Source organism: Shewanella acanthi, assembly GCF_019457475.1.
Lineage (GTDB): Bacteria > Pseudomonadota > Gammaproteobacteria > Enterobacterales > Shewanellaceae > Shewanella > Shewanella acanthi.
This window is the reverse complement of the sequence record NZ_CP080413.1, coordinates 2,667,336-2,684,866: the sequence shown is the minus strand read 5'-3', so window position 1 is coordinate 2,684,866 and position 17,531 is coordinate 2,667,336. Positions and strand designations below refer to the sequence as shown.

17 protein-coding genes are annotated in these 17,531 nt (G+C 46.5%); 10 read left to right on the top strand and 7 right to left on the bottom strand.

Annotation, left to right across the window (positions count from 1 at the left end; translation table 11 throughout):
• The first annotated feature begins 28 nt into the window (after positions 1-28).
• The gene (locus K0H61_RS11725; RefSeq protein WP_220049462.1) at positions 29-712 is read left to right on the top strand and encodes a DUF2982 domain-containing protein; all 684 of its coding nucleotides are present in this window, start codon (positions 29-31) and stop codon (positions 710-712) included.
• 91 nt (positions 713-803) lie between these two features.
• Here K0H61_RS11725 and K0H61_RS11720 read toward each other — a convergent pair whose 3' ends face one another.
• The 6 genes from K0H61_RS11720 to galU all read right to left on the bottom strand — a co-directional run bounded on the left by K0H61_RS11720 (position 804) and on the right by galU (position 7,765).
• Positions 804-3,074 (bottom strand): OmcA/MtrC family decaheme c-type cytochrome, encoded by a 2,271-nt coding sequence (locus K0H61_RS11720; RefSeq protein WP_220049460.1) that lies wholly within the window; start codon positions 3,072-3,074, stop codon positions 804-806.
• Between the two features lie 493 nt (positions 3,075-3,567).
• Complete coding sequence (locus K0H61_RS11715; protein WP_220049458.1) at positions 3,568-4,536, bottom strand: LysR family transcriptional regulator; 969 nt, start codon at positions 4,534-4,536, stop codon at positions 3,568-3,570.
• A gap of 166 nt (positions 4,537-4,702) precedes the next feature.
• On the bottom strand, positions 4,703-5,131 hold the full coding sequence (locus K0H61_RS11710; RefSeq protein ID WP_220049457.1) for a bactofilin family protein: 429 nt from the start codon (positions 5,129-5,131) through the stop codon (positions 4,703-4,705).
• Positions 5,132-5,247: 116 nt separating this feature from the next.
• Complete coding sequence (napF, locus tag K0H61_RS11705) at positions 5,248-5,736, bottom strand: ferredoxin-type protein NapF (RefSeq protein ID WP_220049455.1); 489 nt, start codon at positions 5,734-5,736, stop codon at positions 5,248-5,250.
• Positions 5,737-5,843: 107 nt separating this feature from the next.
• Positions 5,844-6,857 carry a UDP-glucose 4-epimerase GalE gene (gene galE, locus K0H61_RS11700; protein ID WP_220049454.1) on the bottom strand — a complete coding sequence of 338 codons (1,014 nt, stop codon included), beginning with the start codon at positions 6,855-6,857 and terminating at the stop codon, positions 5,844-5,846.
• Positions 6,857-7,765 (bottom strand): UTP--glucose-1-phosphate uridylyltransferase GalU, encoded by a 909-nt coding sequence (gene galU, locus K0H61_RS11695; protein WP_220049452.1) that lies wholly within the window; start codon positions 7,763-7,765, stop codon positions 6,857-6,859. The genes galE and galU overlap by 1 nt, the downstream gene beginning before the upstream one ends.
• A gap of 323 nt (positions 7,766-8,088) precedes the next feature.
• On the opposite strand from galU, the gene phhA reads away from it, so the two are divergent.
• The 7 genes from phhA (at position 8,089) to ompW (ending at position 15,008) form a co-directional block, all read left to right on the top strand.
• Complete coding sequence (gene phhA, locus K0H61_RS11690) at positions 8,089-8,901, top strand: phenylalanine 4-monooxygenase (protein ID WP_220049451.1); 813 nt, start codon at positions 8,089-8,091, stop codon at positions 8,899-8,901.
• Positions 8,902-8,974: 73 nt separating this feature from the next.
• Entirely contained in the window at positions 8,975-9,313 is a 339-nt protein-coding gene (locus tag K0H61_RS11685; protein ID WP_220049449.1) for a 4a-hydroxytetrahydrobiopterin dehydratase, read from the top strand.
• Between the two features lie 255 nt (positions 9,314-9,568).
• Positions 9,569-11,107 (top strand): transcriptional regulator TyrR, encoded by a 1,539-nt coding sequence (tyrR, locus tag K0H61_RS11680; protein ID WP_220049448.1) that lies wholly within the window; start codon positions 9,569-9,571, stop codon positions 11,105-11,107.
• 366 nt (positions 11,108-11,473) lie between these two features.
• The gene (locus K0H61_RS11675; protein ID WP_220049446.1) at positions 11,474-12,460 is read left to right on the top strand and encodes a fumarylacetoacetate hydrolase family protein; all 987 of its coding nucleotides are present in this window, start codon (positions 11,474-11,476) and stop codon (positions 12,458-12,460) included.
• 132 nt (positions 12,461-12,592) lie between these two features.
• The gene (maiA, locus tag K0H61_RS11670; RefSeq protein ID WP_220049445.1) at positions 12,593-13,243 is read left to right on the top strand and encodes a maleylacetoacetate isomerase; all 651 of its coding nucleotides are present in this window, start codon (positions 12,593-12,595) and stop codon (positions 13,241-13,243) included.
• Positions 13,244-13,433: 190 nt separating this feature from the next.
• Positions 13,434-14,045 (top strand): nucleotidyltransferase family protein, encoded by a 612-nt coding sequence (locus tag K0H61_RS11665; protein ID WP_220052673.1) that lies wholly within the window; start codon positions 13,434-13,436, stop codon positions 14,043-14,045.
• Positions 14,046-14,363: 318 nt separating this feature from the next.
• The gene (gene ompW / locus K0H61_RS11660; protein ID WP_220049443.1) at positions 14,364-15,008 is read left to right on the top strand and encodes an outer membrane protein OmpW; all 645 of its coding nucleotides are present in this window, start codon (positions 14,364-14,366) and stop codon (positions 15,006-15,008) included.
• A 117-nt stretch (positions 15,009-15,125) separates the two neighbouring features.
• Here the strand turns inward: ompW and K0H61_RS11655 are convergent, their stop codons facing one another.
• On the bottom strand, positions 15,126-15,878 hold the full coding sequence (locus K0H61_RS11655) for an SDR family NAD(P)-dependent oxidoreductase (protein ID WP_220049441.1): 753 nt from the start codon (positions 15,876-15,878) through the stop codon (positions 15,126-15,128).
• A 117-nt stretch (positions 15,879-15,995) separates the two neighbouring features.
• Between K0H61_RS11655 and K0H61_RS11650 the strand changes: the two genes are divergently transcribed.
• Positions 15,996-16,475 (top strand): YbaY family lipoprotein, encoded by a 480-nt coding sequence (locus K0H61_RS11650; RefSeq protein WP_220049439.1) that lies wholly within the window; start codon positions 15,996-15,998, stop codon positions 16,473-16,475.
• A gap of 65 nt (positions 16,476-16,540) precedes the next feature.
• Positions 16,541-17,482: a homoserine O-acetyltransferase MetA gene (gene metA / locus K0H61_RS11645; protein ID WP_220049438.1), complete on the top strand. Its 942-nt coding sequence runs from the start codon at positions 16,541-16,543 to the stop codon at positions 17,480-17,482.
• The last annotated feature ends 49 nt before the right edge of the window (positions 17,483-17,531 follow it).

Here is a 17,531-nt window from a genome sequence, read left to right as displayed (position 1 = left end):
AATATTTCACAATAAGCAGGACATTAGCATGACCACAGAACCTCAAGTGATTTCGGTTCGCCCCCTCTCTAAACGAAATGGTTTTACGTTAACTTGGCTTGGGGCATTTGCTTTTATCCTAGGCTTTAGTCTGTTTGTGCTGTTTCCGGATTTATTTGCCCTAGGGTTAGTATTTTTTAGTCTTGGTGCTATCGCCCTCGTATTAGGACTTGCCAAGGTTTATGAGCCAGAAACCAGTTTAAGTATCGATGAAAATGGGCTGACCTATTTCCATCGCCGCGGCAACGTCTTTATTGGATGGGATAATATTCAACGGGTCGATAATCCGCGCATTACTCAAGGAATAGAGACCCTTGAGCTTTCCTATATTGGCATCAAGGTTAAAAAGCTGAACCCCATTCTGGATAATATTTCCCTGCGATTAGCGGCGGGGCTGTTAACGGAGCAGCGGCCATTGTTGGTGACGGCTGCTTCGCAGCAAGAAGATTTAGCGACCCTTGAAACCTACCTTGGCGCTGAATTTAGCCCTTTGACATTAGAAGGGGATAGATACCGCGGCGTGCTGGCGATGTTTGGTCACCGCTGCGTAATGCTTGATAGTCGCTTAGGTTTCCATCTGTATATCCCTAACGACAGTTTAGACCGTGAACCCAATGAATTTATTACGTTATTGCGCCAACGCGTTGCAGCGCATATTCGAAACAGCGATTAATACAGCAATAAAAAAGGGGCCCCGATGGGGCCCCAATCATTTGCAGAGTGAAAATATGGGCTGTTGCAGGGGCAGCCCAAAGGTACTAGTACTATTGTGCTACCTCTGCGTGTACCTTATCTACGCCATAGGTTTTACCTTCAGCATGGCAGGTCGCGCATGATTCGACTGGCAGGACGGCAGAATCGTCTGGAATATCTGTAGTCGTTGCACCTTGTGACTTGAAGTGAGCCAAAGCAGCATCGCTGGTATGACAGCTGCGGCATGATTCAGCAATTGGGCTGATGTAACCACCAGTAACAGCTATGGAGCGTTTACCTGAAGTTAAACCACCATCTGCCGCAAACAGTGTCGCGCCATCCCTGTGACATGCGCTGCAATCGCCTTGAACGCCTGGGTAACCAACAACTTCTAACTCACCTGAGCGACTGTTAGTTGCAGTATGGACACCTTCGACTGTATCAAAGTTACCTGAGTGATAACGGTGAACGACAGTGACTAAGTCGCGGTTTTTAAACGGAGTCATCGCTTTAACTGCTTGATTACCATCAGCATCTTTGTACCAAGCGTTTGGATGGTAAGAGCCAGCATAGTCGTTGTTATGGCAATCCATACATTGGTCAAACGTATAGACACCATGGCCACCGCCTTTGGTGACGTCTAATGAGTTGTGGCATGCTTCGCAGCTTGCAACGTCAACTGTGATTTTATCAGTACCAGCAAAGCGAGCGCTTGTTCCTGCATCAGCAGCATCTGTAGTATCTAAATTGAAGAATTTAGTTGTCGCAGTTACACCAATAGCAGTTGTGAATACCGGTGAACCATGTACAACTTCAACGGGGTTGCCGTAGGCAAGATCAGCAGTGGCATCACAAGTTGCCGCTTTCTTATTCTGATCGACACAGAAGGTGGCTTCAGTGCCGACATAAATCGTTCCTGTTGCTTCTTCAGTGGTTACTGGGCGAGTCAGAACTAACTTACCTACAGCGCTAAAGCTACCTGTGGTTAATGCTGGACGAGAAGACCAACGATGTACTTCGCCTTTTGAGTCCACATTCCCCATTAGCGTTGATTTAACACCAAGGACAGATAGGTCAGAAGACAATGCACCATTTACTGTAACGTCAGCTGTAACTGTCAGTGTTCCGCTATTTACGCTTGCACCGGTGAAATTAATCTGTACCAAGCTTGCCAGTTCTTTACGCTCGCCAACTCGGTGTGCATTCATTGGCGATATGGCACTAGCGCCGTGACATGATACACAGTTACTGTCATCAGCTTGCGCGAGAAGAAACTCTGAGTGGCCTTTACCAGTCTCGAAGTCGATGTTGGAGTGACAACCAGTACAAGCTGCGCGTGTTGGTTCATCATTCCAAGTGGTTTTACCTTCTTCGGTGCTATGGCACACAGTACATTCATTTAATGGCGCTGGATAACCGATTTCCGCCCATTCTTCCGCTTGTTTAAAGCCATAGACAGATAATGCCGCTAAGTGTTCACCTCCGTGGATACGGTGAATCATCGCAGGCATGTCAAACACATAGCCTTCTTCTGCTTGGGTTGCACTTGGCTGTCTTGCAGGGTTGTGACACTGAATACAGTTTTCAACGCTTTCATAGTTGCCATGCGCACTAATGTTCGCAATTTTTCCTGTGGCGGCGCTTTCACCGTGACATTTCTGACAAACAGCGTCAGGAACCGTATCTTTACCACTGGCCACGTCAACGGTACCCGTTGATGGTTGATAAGTCAGCGTTTCTAAAATCTTATCAGAAATGGCATTGCCATTAGCATCGGTGACGTTATAAGCACGGACCATGATGCGGTGAGGTGCAGCCAAATCGTCTGAAGCACTCATGATTGAGGGGGCGCCATCATAAGTCCATGAACCAGTGTAGGTGCCTGGATTCTCAGCATCTTCAACCAGAGTACAGGCATTTGATGTGCCATTTAGGCCGGTTAAAGTACAGTAGAGAGAACCGTTACTCTGCCAATAAATAGCAGGGCCATCTGCAGTTGTGTTTGTCGCTGCCGTTGCTGAGTAGATGCGAACTTGACTTAAACCAGTAAGAGGTTTATCTACACCGGCTTGGTTTTTTGCAGTGGCAGTAAATTTCAGTGCAAAAGTACCGTCTCCCGCCAGTACGCTTCCGCTTGTGTCAACAGAGATTTTAACGTCGCCTGCTTGATAGACTGTGGTTACCACATCACCAGCATTTAGACCATTTTGCCCATTTTGGCCGTCAGAACCATCGGCTCCGTCCACGCCATCCACGCCATCTTTACCGTCCCCGCAGGCGGTTAAACATAGGGCACTAGTGAGCGCTAGTGCCAGTAGTGATTTATTGTAGTTTTTCATCATCGCGTCCCTTTATTTCTATCAGACTGCGTCTGCAGTGACTCTAATATAGGACTTAACACCTACTTATAAAGTGGTATTTAAAAGTTTGTATCTGTTATGTGAACGATGATTTAACACGCTTAAATAGCAATTCTAAAATTTGAAAATAGGTATTTTAATTATCAAAATAACTGTCGGTTTTTATGATATTCATCCCAATTAATTACTCTTAATTTTAATGTGTTAACTGGTTTATATTCTGATTTTTAATAGACTTAAATGCGGGTGTTTATTATTGTTTGTACGTATTTTGTGGGTAGTTTGGTGGAATTTACAGCGCATGCTTTATGCCATTTAACATTCGGATAGGACGTAGTTTGCAGTGCACTTAAGTTATTTAGGATCCTCGATATAATCCTAAAGAGATGAATATTGGCTCTGATTTACATCATCCCCAAATAAAAGCCTAGATTTATCTACTTTAATTTAATCTACAACCTTTCTATTCCAATTCTTAGGGAGACAGGGCGCTCATTAGTGATCGAATCACTACATTAGCTTGCTCCTGACTGTAACGTCTGTGGCTATGGGGTTTCTCCACTAAAAAATATTGTGGCGGCATAATGCTATCGTGTAAGCGCTGTACTTCAAAGGGGGGGAGCGGCACTAATTTCAGCCCAGGCATATGTTTGATGGTTTGCATGTCGATACTTGAGCAGAACGCAACGCTCTGCATGGTGAGGAGGTGGGCATACCATTCCTCTCTATCCTGCACCTGTTCAATGGAAGGGAGGAACAATCCCTGGCACTGACAAAAGAGTTCGAGCGGGTCGATTTTACTGTTGAATCCCTTCATCTCAATACATAAGAAGGGATGGCGACAGATGTGCTCAAGGCTAATGCCGGTCTCCATCTCCCAAAGAGGATGTAACTTGGAGGCGACGATATAGACATTTGAAATATGGCCTAAGCAGGTATAACTGAGTTCCTTATTATCATTATTTTCTAACGTGATCCCAAAATCGAGTTCACCCGAATGGATAAGTTCGGCACTATTTTCTTGCCAGGGATAAAGTCGTACACGGCCCAAAAATTCGATGACTTCAGGTAGGCTTAATTGTGGGGCAAGAAATCCTAACAATCCCTTATCAACGGCGATACGTAAGGGTAAATCTACTGGACAGGAGGCATTTTGGATTTGCAGTGCCGACTGTTCAAGGTGATATACGGATTCGGTAAATTGGTTGATCGCGAAATAGAGACTTTCAGCAAGCGGTGTTGGTTTAAGCCCCTGTTGTCGGCGATAAAATAGCTCATCGTTAAAGGTGAGTCGCAGAGCGTTTAAACAACGACTGATTTTCGGCGCAGAAACATTGAGCTCTTTTGCGGCGCTATTCGCATGGCCAGTGTCGTAAATGCTTTTAAACACCAGCAAGGTGAACACATCGAGTTCACATATTTGTCTAAGTAACGGATTTGTCATTGGGCCGTGACGTTAAATTACAATCGGGAATGTGGGTTAAGATAGCATTCACCCATAGGATGAACTGTGATCCCAACAGCTAAATTAACGACTGATTAACCCAAGCCCATTAAGACTTGCTATTCAAACGACATTACTACTTATGAATTGTGAATCGTATGTCGATTCAGCGGTTTGCGGGATCCTGAGGTAACACTTGGGGGGGCGTATCTAAGGAGGGCAGAACATGGGTACGGATAGTATTGCTATCTTCCTTAATCCGACGTCCGATAAATTGGCCGCCTGAAAGGATTTGCATATGGGTACTGGCAACTTCCCCATCGACGATGCCGTTATGCTGTATGATAATGCGATCGCAAATCAAACGACCCTTAAAATAACCATTGACGATAAACTCGTGGCATTTGATTTCAGCCTTAACTTTGCCGGTCTGCTCGATAACGACATTTGCTTGCGACAAAATTTGACCGCTAACATCACCACCAATCAGCACATCACCACTAAATTCCATTTGGCCAGAAAGCGTAGTTCCATTGGCGATATAGCTAAGGGCTGGCGTTGATTTTGATGAAGAAAATAATTTTTTTGCGAACATGACCAGTAGGTAGCTCAAAGGTTAAGTGCTGAAATACTACATTATCTGCATTAATAAACCCAGTTGCCTCAGGCAATATTCCGATTCAGTGAAATGCCAAATGCAAGGGCGTTCGGTTAGTCATTCACGCATTTTATCGTAATGGCTTGGCTAGGGCAGGGACCAACACAGGCGCCGCAGCCAGTACATAAATCGGTATTGATGGTCGGCATTGGTGCTTTGCCAATATTTAAGGTGAACTGTATCGCCCTTGGCTCGCAGGCATCTTTACAGCTTTGGCACCAAATACCTTGATGCGTTAAGCAGCTATCTAGAATTTGCGCTTTATGTTGCCAAGGCGTTTGGTTAAGGTCGAAAAGTCCCTTTTCAGGGCAAACGGTCGCGCACTGTTTACAGAAGGTACATTCATTATCCTTGAAAGAAATTTCAGGAAACCCACCATCTCCTCGATTAATTATCTGGGTTTCACAGGCATTAATGCACTTATCACATCGAGTGCAAATGTCAGTAAACTCAATCCCTTGTTTAACCCATGGTGGCCTGATTGAATCGGTCTTACGGCGACTAAAAAGATTACGACGACTGTGATTGATACTCTCTGACATATCTCTCCTGAGGGATAACATAAGGCTTTTAAGTAGTTAGCGATTATCGTAAAAGCCTAAGCTGAAAGAAAAATGGCTTGGGTTTACACCTCAAGCCATTTAGTCAATTAGCTTTTATAACCGTTGGGATTGTTAGCTTGCCAATGCCAGCTGCTACTCGCCATCTCCTCCAATCCGTGGGTGGCCTTCCAGTCCAAATCAGTTTTTGCATGATGTGGGTCTGCATAACAGGCGGCAATATCCCCTGGGCGGCGCGGCGCGATTTGATAAGCAATGGTTTTACCACTGGCCTTCTCAAAGGCTTTTACCATATCTAACACACTGTAACCTTGACCTGTGCCTAAGTTATAGGTAACAAGGCCGGAATTAGTCGCCAGCTTATCGAGCGCCTTTAGGTGACCAAGCGCTAAATCCACCACATGGATATAATCACGAACACCGGTGCCGTCATGGGTCGGGTAATCATCTCCAAACACACTTAGCACTGGGCGTTTACCTACGGCAACTTGGGCAATAAAAGGCATCAAGTTATTTGGAATATCGTTAGGATCTTCACCAATTAAGCCGCTGGCATGGGCGCCGACGGGGTTGAAATAGCGAAGGCACGCGATATTCCAACTTGAATCGCTGTGATGTAAATCCGCAAGTATATGCTCCACCATTAACTTAGATTGGCCATAGGGGTTGGTTGCCCCCGTGGGGAAATCTTCCGTAATGGGCAAACTTGCGGGATCGCCATACACAGTGGCAGAGGAGCTAAACACGAGATTTTTAACCTTATGCTCAGCCATAACTTGGCAGAGCACTAAGGTACCAGTGACATTATTCTCATAGTACTTGAGGGGTTTAGCGACCGATTCACCTACGGCCTTAAGGCCCGCAAAATGAATCACCGCTTGAATACTGTGATCGCTAAACACCTTTTGTAATAAGGCTTTATTAAGAATATCGCCTTGGTAGAAGGTGACCGATTTACCGGTAATTTGCTCAACGCGGTTTAAGGCTTCGATACTTGAATTAGACAGGTTGTCTAACACAACCACATCGCTTCCCGCATTGAGTAATTCAACTACGGTATGGGTGCCAATATAGCCAGCACCGCCGGTCACTAAAATCGTCATTACTTAATTCCTTTTACCAACGTTTTTAAATATTGCGCGAAATCTTCCCCGATTTCGTTGTGGCGCAGCGCGTATTCTACGTTAGCGCGCATATAACCTTGCTTGTTACCACAATCATGGCTCTTGCCCTGCATGTAGTATGCGTTAACGGTTTCGTCTTTCATCAGCATAGCGATAGCATCGGTGAGCTGAATTTCATCGCCAGCACCAGCAGGGGTTTTTGCCAGCAGAGGCCAAATGGCAGCCGGTAGCACGTAACGACCGACTACCGCTAGGTTCGATGGCGCTTCATCAATAGCTGGCTTTTCAACCAGCTCTGCAAGTGGCAGTGATTCACCGGGTTTTAACTCTAAGCCATTCACATCGGCGATACCGTATTGGTTCACTAATTGATGGGGTACGCCTTCCACCATGATTTGACCTACTTGGGTTTCATCATAGAGGTTAACCATAGCCGCTAAGTTGTCGGTGTTTAGGTTGCAACTCGCTTCATCGATGATGACATCCGGCAGCAGTACCGCGAATGGGGCGTCACCCACCACAGATTTAGCGCACAGAATCGCGTGACCTAGACCCTTAGCCTGGGATTGGCGCACGCTGATAACCGTTACGTCCTTTGGACAGATAGATTGTACGGCTTCAAGCAGTTGACGTTTAACGCGGCGCTCTAATTGGGCTTCGAGTTCAAAGCTGGTGTCGAAATGGTTTTCGATGGAGTTTTTACTGGCGTGGGTCACCAGTACGATTTCTTTGATGCCCGCGGCAATAGCTTCGCTAACGACATATTGAATTAATGGCTTATCAACAACGGGAAGCATTTCTTTTGGAATGGCTTTTGTCGCAGGGAGCATACGAGTGCCCAGACCCGCGACTGGAATTACGGCCTTACGAATTTGATGTTGTTTCATTGCGAACCTTTAGATTAAGGAGATGCGGTTATTGGGCAATATTGTAAATGACCTGCACAGAAAAGCTATTTGCAAACACTGAAATTTGTCGATATTTCTGCGTTTTATACGATGATAATCGGGCGCTGAATAATGGCCTGTCAAGCTTTGCTACCAGCAAGTTTGAGGGTGATGAGCCATGGCATATGCATTTTAAACGCTTTGTAATATTTGCTTTACGTTTACGTCACATCTTGAGACTAACAATAAACTAGCGGGGAGTTAACAAAAAACGAGGCTTAGATCACTATTGGGGGAGTAGCGTCATCCATGAAGTGAATTTTATGACTAAAGATACCGCCCTCATCGCCCCCTATGTGGCGAGAAGCGCCGATGAAACTGGGTATATCCGTTACCCACAGGAAGAACATGAGATTTGGCGTCAACTATACGCCCGCCAAGCCGTTAATTTACCTGGCCGCGCCTGTAAGGAATATCTGCAGGGTTTAGATGCCTTAAACATGCCAAAGGACCGTATTCCCCAATTAGCTGAAATTGATAAAGTGCTGCTTGAGACTACCGGCTGGAAAACCGCGGCTGTGCCAGCGCTAATTTCCTTTGGTCGTTTCTTCGAGTTACTTGCCAATCAGGAATTTCCTGTAGCGACTTTTATTCGCCGTAAAGAAGAATTTGATTACCTGCAGGAGCCGGACATTTTCCACGAAATTTTTGGTCACTGTCCGTTATTGACTAACCCTTCCTTTGCGCGTTTCTCCCACATGTATGGACAGTTGGGATTAAACGCCAGTAAGGAAGACAGGGTGTTTTTGGCGCGTTTATATTGGTTTACCGTTGAATTTGGTCTGCTAAAACCCCAAAACGGTGAACTTACCATCTACGGTGGGGGCATTTTAAGTTCACCTGGTGAAACTCTCTATGCGATGGAAAGTGAAGCGCCAGAGCGTAAAGCCTTCGACTTGCTTGATGTACTGCGTACTCCCTATCGCATCGATATTATGCAGCCCATTTACTATGTAATTGAGCATATCGATATGCTCGATGAAATCGCCAAGATGGACATCATGAACTACGTAGCAAAAGCCAAACAATTAGGCTTGTTTGCCCCTAAATATCCGCCTAAGGCCAAGGCGAGTTAACTAATCTAAAAATCAAAATATGGCAGGGACTCAAATAACGTCAGAGTCCAAGTTGTCGCCAAAAGGAGAAAGTATGTCAGCGTTAACCGAGATGAAATGTGAAGCTTGCCAGGCCGATGCGCCAAAAGTGACCGATGCCGAGCTGGCGGAGCTGGTGCGTATGGTGCCAGATTGGAGCGTACAAGTACGTGACGGCGTGATGCAGCTTGAGCGGGTATTTAAGTTTAAAAACTTCAAACTGGCGATGGCGTTTTCAAACAAATTGGCCGATTTAGCCGAAGAAGAATTCCACCATCCAGGTATCTTCACCGAGTGGGGCAAAGTGACCGTGACCTGGTGGTCGCACTCAATTAAGGGCTTACATAAGAACGATTTCATTATGGCGGCCAAGACTGACCAGTTACTCGACTAATATTTTACAATTCAATATCAGCGTCTTAGCATAAGCGAGACGCTGATTTATTCTTTCTGTTACAAATATGCTGTAAACAAGACTTGCCACTTACCTCATTTCCTTCTAACGTATACGCGCCCTGCTATTAATCCTACCCTTTACGTTTGCGTAAGGTGTGTTCAGCTATGCGCACAACACTTTACCCAATCACTTGGAAATAGCTCAGCACGGTTTATCCCAAAATTCGAATCAAAACAGGGAATATCACTCATTATGCGCTTGGAAGTTAGCTGTCAAGACCGCGTGGGTTTAGCGAAAGATATCTTAGTCGTGTTAGAACGTTATGGCATCAACTTGATTGCCATCGATGCAAGTAACCAAGGCTTTTTATACCTGCAATTTGCCGAGGTGAGTTTTGATACCTTAAGTGCCTTGATGCCTCAGATCCGCAAAGTGGAAAGTGTCCACGATGTGCGCACTGTGTCATTTATGCCGTCAGAGCAAGAACATTACGCCCTAAAAACCCTACTTAAAACCCTACCAGACTCGGTATTCTCCATCGATGTTAAGGCCCGTATTCGTATCGTGAATGAATCGGCGTTACTCAACATGGGCATGGGGGAGCACGAAGTGCTGGATGAATCCTTAAATCACTGGGTTCAGGGCTTTAACTTCAGCCGCTGGCTCAGCGAGAGCCAAGTGTTGCCCCAGGCTGCGCGGGTCAACATTGGCCAAAACGAATACTTGGCCGAAATGCTACCGATTTACCTCCCCGATGAAGATGATAAAACCATCCTCGTAGGCGCCGTAGTGTCACTCAAATCGCCTGCGCGCGTCGGTAAGCAATTCAATGCCCTGCAAAATCAAATCGCAGGCTTTGAAAACGTGCTGGCCAGCAGCGACAAGATGAAGGATGTGCTCAAGCAGGCGCGCCGTATGGCGCAGCTCGACGCACCGCTGCTTATCACCGGTGAAACTGGTACGGGCAAAGAATTAATGGCAAGGGCCAGCCACGATGCCAGTATGCGCCGTGAAAAACCCTTTATCGCAATTAACTGCGCGGCACTGCCCGACAGCGCTGCCGAAGAAGAACTCTTTGGTTATGTGAGTCAGGGTAAAGTGGTTAAACGCGGTTTCTTCGAAGAGGCGAAGGGCGGTACCGTATTCCTCGATGAAGTAGCCGAAATGTCAAAAGCGGCGCAGGTAAAACTGCTGCGTCTATTGCAGGATGGCACCTTTAGACGCATAGGGGGCGATGAAGAAGTGCGCGCCGATGTGCGTATTATCTGCTCAACCCAAAAGAATCTGGCAGAGCTTTGCCAAACCGGTGAGTTCAGGGAAGATTTGTACTATCGCATCCATGTGTTGAGTTACCACATTCCCTCCCTGCGCGAACGTAAGGTCGATATTATCCCGCTTACCGAGATGTTCCTCGAACATTACAGTCAGCAGTTATCGAGCCCGGTTCGCCGTATTTCGGCCCAGTGCCGGGATCATTTACTGACCTACGCTTGGCCAGGTAACGTGCGCCAACTCAAAAACGCAGTGTTTAGAGCCGTCTCCATGTGGGATGGTTCGGCAGAACTTACAGTTGAGCAACTTAAATTGCCATCCTATGCCGAAGGTTTTGGCTACTTCGATAATGCCTTCGAGGGCAATCTCGACGATGCCATGAAGCAGTTTGAGGCGAGCTTGTTACGCCGTTTATATCCGGCGTACCCGAGCACGCGCCAGTTAGCGAAAAAGTTGGGGGTTTCCCACACTGCAATCGCCAATAAGCTCAGGGAATATAAGATTGCCAAGCCAAAGTAGGTTCGGCGCTGAACAAGCCGCTTAGCAGCCAATTGAGATTGTAATGCTGGCGTTCCACTCGCCTGTTAATGGAGTCGCCTATTTTGCGCTATATCATTCACAGAGCGGGTGAGAAGTGGCTACAAATTCAGTGCTGTAATGCATAGTTTACAAAATGTGAAATTTAAGGGTGAACTGTGATTTGGTTCACGCTATAGGAATCCGTGTCTACATCGGGTATTTCTACGCGCAGCAAATCCCTAGCACCAAAAAATGCGTACTGCGAGTGCCTAAGTAAGGCCTTTTAAGTCATTCTAGAGTCGAGTTTCACCTCACTCCTAAGCGGTACGCGAAGCCCGAGAAAAGCATAGAAGCACAGGAGCAGTTATGAAACTTGCCAGTTATAACAATGGTCGCCGCGATGGCCAGTTGATGTTAGTTAGCCGTGATCTTACTCAAGCGGTTGCCGTTCCGGCGATTGCCCACACCATGCAGCAACTGCTTGATGGTTGGGATTTGCTACTGCCACAGTTACAAGAACTGTACGACGCGTTAAACGAAGGCAAGTTGGACAATGCCCAAGCCTTTGATGAAGCCAAATGTTTATCACCGCTGCCACGCGCCTACCAATGGGCCGATGGTAGCGCCTATGTTAACCACGTGGAATTAGTGCGTAAGGCGCGCGGCGCAGAAATGCCAGAAACCTTCTGGACAGATCCTCTGTTCTACCAAGGTGGTTCAGACAGCTTTATCGCGCCTAAGGCCAATATCGAGCTTGCAAGCGAAGATTGGGGCATTGATTTCGAATCTGAAATCGCCGTGGTAACCGACGACGTGCCGATGGGCGTGAGCGTTGAAAATGCCGCTTCCCACATTAAGTTACTGATGCTGGTTAACGACGTGTCACTGCGTAACCTCATTCCGGCTGAATTGGCTAAGGGTTTTGGTTTCTTCCAATCAAAACCTTCTAGCAGCTTCTCACCTGTTGCGGTAACGCCAGATGAGTTAGGTAATCGCTGGGAGGATTCGAAGGTTCATCTGCCATTAATCACCCATTTGAATGGTGAACTGTTTGGTCGCCCAAATGCGGGCGTTGATATGACCTTTAACTTCAGCCAGTTAGTTAGCCATGTGGCTAAAACCCGTCCATTAGGCGCGGGTGCCATTATCGGCTCTGGTACTATCTCTAACTATGACCGCAGTGCGGGTTCGAGCTGTTTAGCCGAAAAACGCATGTTAGAAGTGATCGCAGACGGTAAGGCTAGCACGCCATTTATGCGCTTCGGTGACAAGGTTCGCATTGAAATGCTGGACGACAACGGCGCTTCAATTTTCGGTTCAATCGACCAAACGGTTGTGGAATATAAAGCCTAAGTTGGCATAACCAGCTTAAAGCCAGCGCTTATATTAGTACTTAACATTAGCGCTTAACTCTTTGTAAAACGGGGCCGATGCTATCACCAGTTCGGCCCCGTTTTGTTAACGTTTTTTGATAGGGATTTTTCAATGAAACTCTATGGTTATTGGCGTTCAAGCGCCGCTTATCGGGTGCGTATTGCGCTGAATTTAAAGGGACTCACTGCCGAGCAATTATCGGTACATTTAGTGCGTGAGGGCGGTGAGCAGCATAAGGCTGAATATATCGCCTTAAACCCGCAGGAATTAGTGCCAACCTTAGTCGTTGAAGGCAAGCAGGGCACGGATAATCTGACTCAATCGCTAGCGATTATTGAGTATTTGGAGGAGTTATATCCCCAATCACCACTGTTGCCAACATCACCATTAGCACGTGCTCAGGTTCGTGCCTTAGCGCAATCCATCGCCTGTGAAATTCATCCCCTAAATAACCTGCGGGTTCTGCAGTATCTCACCCAGACGCTGGAAGTGGATGAAGCGGCGAAAAATGCTTGGTATCACCACTGGGTGAATACTGGCTTTAGCGCGCTGGAAAAACAACTTGAGCGTGTGAGCGGCCGTTACTGCTTTGGCGATTCGGTGACGATTGCTGACTTGTGTTTAATTCCGCAAGTTTACAATGCTAAGCGTTTTAATGTGGATTTAACGCCATACCCCACAATTGTGCGTATTTGGGAAGCATGTAATCAACTTAAAGCCTTTAGCGACGCGGCGCCAGAAGTGCAGGCGGATGCGGTTTAACAACGGCAAGTCTTGTAAGTGATGTTAAAATTAGATGGCCTAGGTCATTTTTACCTAGGCCATTTGTAGCTTTCGTCCTGATGTTTTTGCTGGTCGCTTAATCTATTCCAAGCAGCTTATACCAAAAGAGCCACTTTCTATGTCTACAGCACTGATACCAACAGCAGTGTCTTTATGTTCATATAAATCGATGAACGATGCTGCGTTATCACAGCTCATTATTGATTGGATAAGGCTGGATAGTGCGCGTTTGCAAGCCCTTGAGTGGGCAGCACAGTGCGCCGATATTCATAACATGGAGCAGTGGTGCCTAGCGGCGGGTTTTGTGCGAAACCTAGTGTGGGATAGGCTGCATGGTTTTTGTAATCAAGAAAATGCTCAAAGCATGATCCAGGTGGAACATACTCATCACTCAAATGCCCTTAATGATATCGACCTGATATATTTCTGCCCCTTGGATTTCCGCCCAGAACGGGACTTGGCAATTGAGGCTTATTTAAGGCAGTTATCGCCAGCGCTGCCTTGGTCGGTAAAGAATCAGGCGCGTATGCACCTTAAAAATCACGACAGGGCCTATACCTCCTGTGAGGATGCCATGTCCCATTGGCCTGAACTTGAAACCGCTGTCGCTGTGACTCAGGATTTGAAAAGTGGTGAGTGGAGGATTTTGGCGCCCTTTGGTTTACAATCGCTATTTAACCTTCAACTCACCCATAATCCGCTGCGCAAAAGGGCGGTATTTGAAACGCGTATTGCTGATAAAGGGTGGTTAACTCGATACCCACAACTAAGCTTACGTTGACTCGAACCAAACGGGGGTTGTCTTAACGCTCTGTGCTAACGCGCTGAAATTCTGCTCTGCATTTAAAGCCTTACTTTTCGTCTCTACAGCGCTAGTTTCACCTCAAATGTCGTCTTTTGCTCACAAAATCATCTTCCCTAGACAATAAAAACAATGCGTTACGTGACAGAGATCGCAACTGTTGCGCATCGGTTCTGGCATCGCTCCCTACCTTGATTTGGATCAATAAGGTTAAATGTTTTGTCTGGCAGTGTAAGCATCAATTGTTAAGGATGTAACGCAAAACAACATGCTGTGTTGTGCATTTGGAGAATGATAATGAAAAAAAGTACTGTCGCTACCTTGATTGCCGCCACTCTGCTGACCGCAGGTTTTTCTTCAGCGGTTTTAGCCCATCAAGCGGGTGATATTCTGGTCAGAGCAGGCGCCGTAGTGGTCGCACCCAATGAATCGAGTGATGATGTTGCTGGTTTTGGCGAGTTTCAAGTTAACAATAACACTCAATTGGGGCTGAACTTTGGCTACATGCTGACTGACAATGTCGGCGTAGAACTGCTTGCCGCAACACCGTTTAGTCACGATGTGTCACTACATGGCGTTGGCAAAATTGCTGAAACTAAGCACTTACCCCCCACCTTAGTTGCCCAGTATTACTTCGGTGATGCCCAATCTGTGCTGCGCCCCTATGTTGGTATCGGTGTTAACTTTACTAACTTCTTCGACAATGAATTTACTAACGATTTAGACGGCGCTTTAACAGACTTGAGCATCAGCAACTCTTGGGGTATTGCGGCGCAGGCGGGTGTTGATTACCAAGTCAATAAACACTGGATGGTCAATGCGTCTGTTTGGTATGCGCAAATCAACAGCGACGTAAAATTTAAGCTGGCGGGTAACGATGTAGCTATCGACACAGATATTAACCCATGGGTTTATATGCTAAGTGTTGGTTACCGCTTCTAGGTGTTAACCCCATTGTCGGCGGTTTATTTATAGGCAAATGATCGCCGTCACGCCTCGTTCACTCCCAACTATCCCAAGAAAAAGGAGCCATTAGGCTCCTTTTTTCGGTTTAACACCTTAATCGTTAACCTTTTTAGTTTTTTTAGGTTTCCAGTGGCGGGTGTTGTAGATAAATTCGGGCAACATCAGAGTCAACCACGCGACCAGCCGCCAACGTTTAGTCACATACACTCGGCGCTTACCCTTTTGCATGGCGTTAATAATTTGCGCTGCGACTTCGGGCAGGGGAGCGAGCCAGAGTGCACTTTTCTGCATTGCGGCTTTATCGAGCAGTCCGAGTTGTATATCGGTGATGGTAATAGGTAATTTTAGGCGCTGGGCATGCATACTCAGGCCCTCAAAATAATTCTGAGCGAAGGCCTTTGAGGCATGGTAGGCCACGCTTGGACCACCGCGCAGACCCGCAATGGAGTTTATCGCCGCCAACTGACCATAACCCTGATCGCGAAATAATCTAAAGGCGGTATTACAGATGGCGGCAAAGCCTCGTACGTTCACATCGATAATGTCCTGCTCTGGTAGCCAGGGCAGCTCTGGGTCGTAGCTATTGAGCCCCGTATTGACTAGGACTAAGTGGGCTCCACCAAGTTGCTGCCAGACTTCTTCGAGCTGACGAATGAGGGTTTGAGGATCTTCAATTGTGAGTTCAAACACCTGAACTTTAGTAGGGAGAGTGGCCGCGAATTCTTTTAGCATGTCTACATCTTGGGCAAACAGGGCTAACTCAACCTCTTGCTGCGCCAATTGTTTTGCTATTTCTCGACTTAACTGTGAGCTAGCGCCCACAATTATCGCTGTGGCTTTTGTCATAAATTTTTCGGCAACGAAATGGTGGCTTATCATAGAAATAACTGCCCGCTAAGACAAGATTTATAGCGTGGACATGTAGACATCCAGAAGTCTTTATGTATGATTAGGAGAATAGAAATGGAACAAGGGTTTAGTATGAGTGAAGTGCCTTCGATGTTAACCAAATGGTCGACAATGGTGATCTTAACACTGGCTACAGTCGTATCTGGATGTTCAGCATCAAATTCGTCTACAAACAAGGAACTCAAAATGACCTCATCACTGTCTGACTCAGTCATCGAGATTAAGGGAGAGGCCCTATATCGCGAACGTATCCTCTTGCCAAATGAGGCAAACCTTATTGTTCAGCTGCTTGATGTTTCTCGTATGGACGTGCCTGCAACAGTGCTAGCCGAGCAGGTCAATAGCGGAGCTAAATCACCCACACCTTTTAGTTTTAAAATTGAGCGTGATCGACTCGTTGCAGGGCATACCTATGCTGTTGGCGCAAGGATTATGCTTAAGGACAAATTATTGTTTATTAATACTCAGGCCTATCACATTGACCAAAATTCAACGCAGCCGATGACGATAGTGCTTGAGAAAATCGGTCGCTGATGCGTTAACTCATCGAGTGGCATCGGCACCAACACCCTACACAAGATCAAGATAAGAGGCGCGGTATGCCAGTTAAAATTCCGGATCATCTGCCAGCGGCGGGGATTTTAGAATCAGAAAACATCTTTGTGATGTCCGAAACTCGGGCGGCGAATCAGGATATCAGACCGATGAAGGTGCTGATTTTGAACTTGATGCCGAACAAAATCGAGACAGAAACTCAACTGCTGCGCCTTTTGGCAAACACGCCGCTTCAAGTGGATGTGGATTTATTGCGTATTCATGATAAGGAGTCTAAGCACACCTCAATCGATCATATGAATGCCTTCTACCGTGATTTTGCTGACGTAGCCCATAAAAACTACGATGGCCTCATCATCACAGGCGCGCCACTTGGGCAAATGGACTTTGAGGAAGTCACCTATTGGGAGCATATCCGTGAAATTATCGATTGGTCACAGGATCATGTCACTTCTGTGTTGTTCCTCTGCTGGGCGGCGCACGCGGGTCTTTATCACCTTTATGGGCTGAACCGTAAAATTCTTAAAGAGAAACGTTCAGGGGTGTTTGTTCACCGTCGCACCTGTGAGCATTTTCCGCTGCTACGCGGTTTTGATGATGAGTTTTTTGCCCCCCATTCACGTTTTGCCGAAATGGATATTGAGGCAATTAAGGCGCATCCTGAGCTGCAAGTGTTAGCAGAATCAGACGAAGCAGGCGCTTATTTGATATTGAGCCGTAACAATCGCAACCTGTTTGTGACGGGTCACCCCGAATATCAAAAATCGACTCTGAACGATGAGTACAATCGGGATTTAGCGCTTGGACTCAACCCTAATGTGCCGCAGAACTATTACCGTAATAATGATCCGTCACTTGACACCATCGCCCGCTGGCATAGCCATGGTTCACTGCTTGTCAGCAACTGGCTTAACTATTACGTTTACCAGTTAACGCCATACGATTTGAGTGATATGACGGCTAGAACGCCTTGGGAATCCCAATAGTTATCGATTGCATGGCCCTTGACTGTTCACACCAAGGGCCATTTTTTAT

Excerpts from the sequence above, each read along its gene's own strand:
- K0H61_RS11725 (WP_220049462.1), top strand. The coding sequence starts at position 29 with ATGACCACAGAACCTCAAGTGATTTCGGTTCGCCCCCTCTCTAAACGA.
- K0H61_RS11720 (WP_220049460.1), bottom strand. The coding sequence starts at position 3,074 with ATGATGAAAAACTACAATAAATCACTACTGGCACTAGCGCTCACTAGT.
- K0H61_RS11715 (WP_220049458.1), bottom strand. The coding sequence starts at position 4,536 with ATGACAAATCCGTTACTTAGACAAATATGTGAACTCGATGTGTTCACC.
- K0H61_RS11710 (WP_220049457.1), bottom strand. The coding sequence starts at position 5,131 with ATGTTCGCAAAAAAATTATTTTCTTCATCAAAATCAACGCCAGCCCTT.
- napF (WP_220049455.1), bottom strand. The coding sequence starts at position 5,736 with ATGTCAGAGAGTATCAATCACAGTCGTCGTAATCTTTTTAGTCGCCGT.
- galE (WP_220049454.1), bottom strand. The coding sequence starts at position 6,857 with ATGACGATTTTAGTGACCGGCGGTGCTGGCTATATTGGCACCCATACC.
- galU (WP_220049452.1), bottom strand. The coding sequence starts at position 7,765 with ATGAAACAACATCAAATTCGTAAGGCCGTAATTCCAGTCGCGGGTCTG.
- phhA (WP_220049451.1), top strand. The coding sequence starts at position 8,089 with ATGACTAAAGATACCGCCCTCATCGCCCCCTATGTGGCGAGAAGCGCC.
- K0H61_RS11685 (WP_220049449.1), top strand. The coding sequence starts at position 8,975 with ATGTCAGCGTTAACCGAGATGAAATGTGAAGCTTGCCAGGCCGATGCG.
- tyrR (WP_220049448.1), top strand. The coding sequence starts at position 9,569 with ATGCGCTTGGAAGTTAGCTGTCAAGACCGCGTGGGTTTAGCGAAAGAT.
- K0H61_RS11675 (WP_220049446.1), top strand. The coding sequence starts at position 11,474 with ATGAAACTTGCCAGTTATAACAATGGTCGCCGCGATGGCCAGTTGATG.
- maiA (WP_220049445.1), top strand. The coding sequence starts at position 12,593 with ATGAAACTCTATGGTTATTGGCGTTCAAGCGCCGCTTATCGGGTGCGT.
- K0H61_RS11665 (WP_220052673.1), top strand. The coding sequence starts at position 13,434 with ATGAACGATGCTGCGTTATCACAGCTCATTATTGATTGGATAAGGCTG.
- ompW (WP_220049443.1), top strand. The coding sequence starts at position 14,364 with ATGAAAAAAAGTACTGTCGCTACCTTGATTGCCGCCACTCTGCTGACC.
- K0H61_RS11655 (WP_220049441.1), bottom strand. The coding sequence starts at position 15,878 with ATGACAAAAGCCACAGCGATAATTGTGGGCGCTAGCTCACAGTTAAGT.
- K0H61_RS11650 (WP_220049439.1), top strand. The coding sequence starts at position 15,996 with ATGGAACAAGGGTTTAGTATGAGTGAAGTGCCTTCGATGTTAACCAAA.
- metA (WP_220049438.1), top strand. The coding sequence starts at position 16,541 with ATGCCAGTTAAAATTCCGGATCATCTGCCAGCGGCGGGGATTTTAGAA.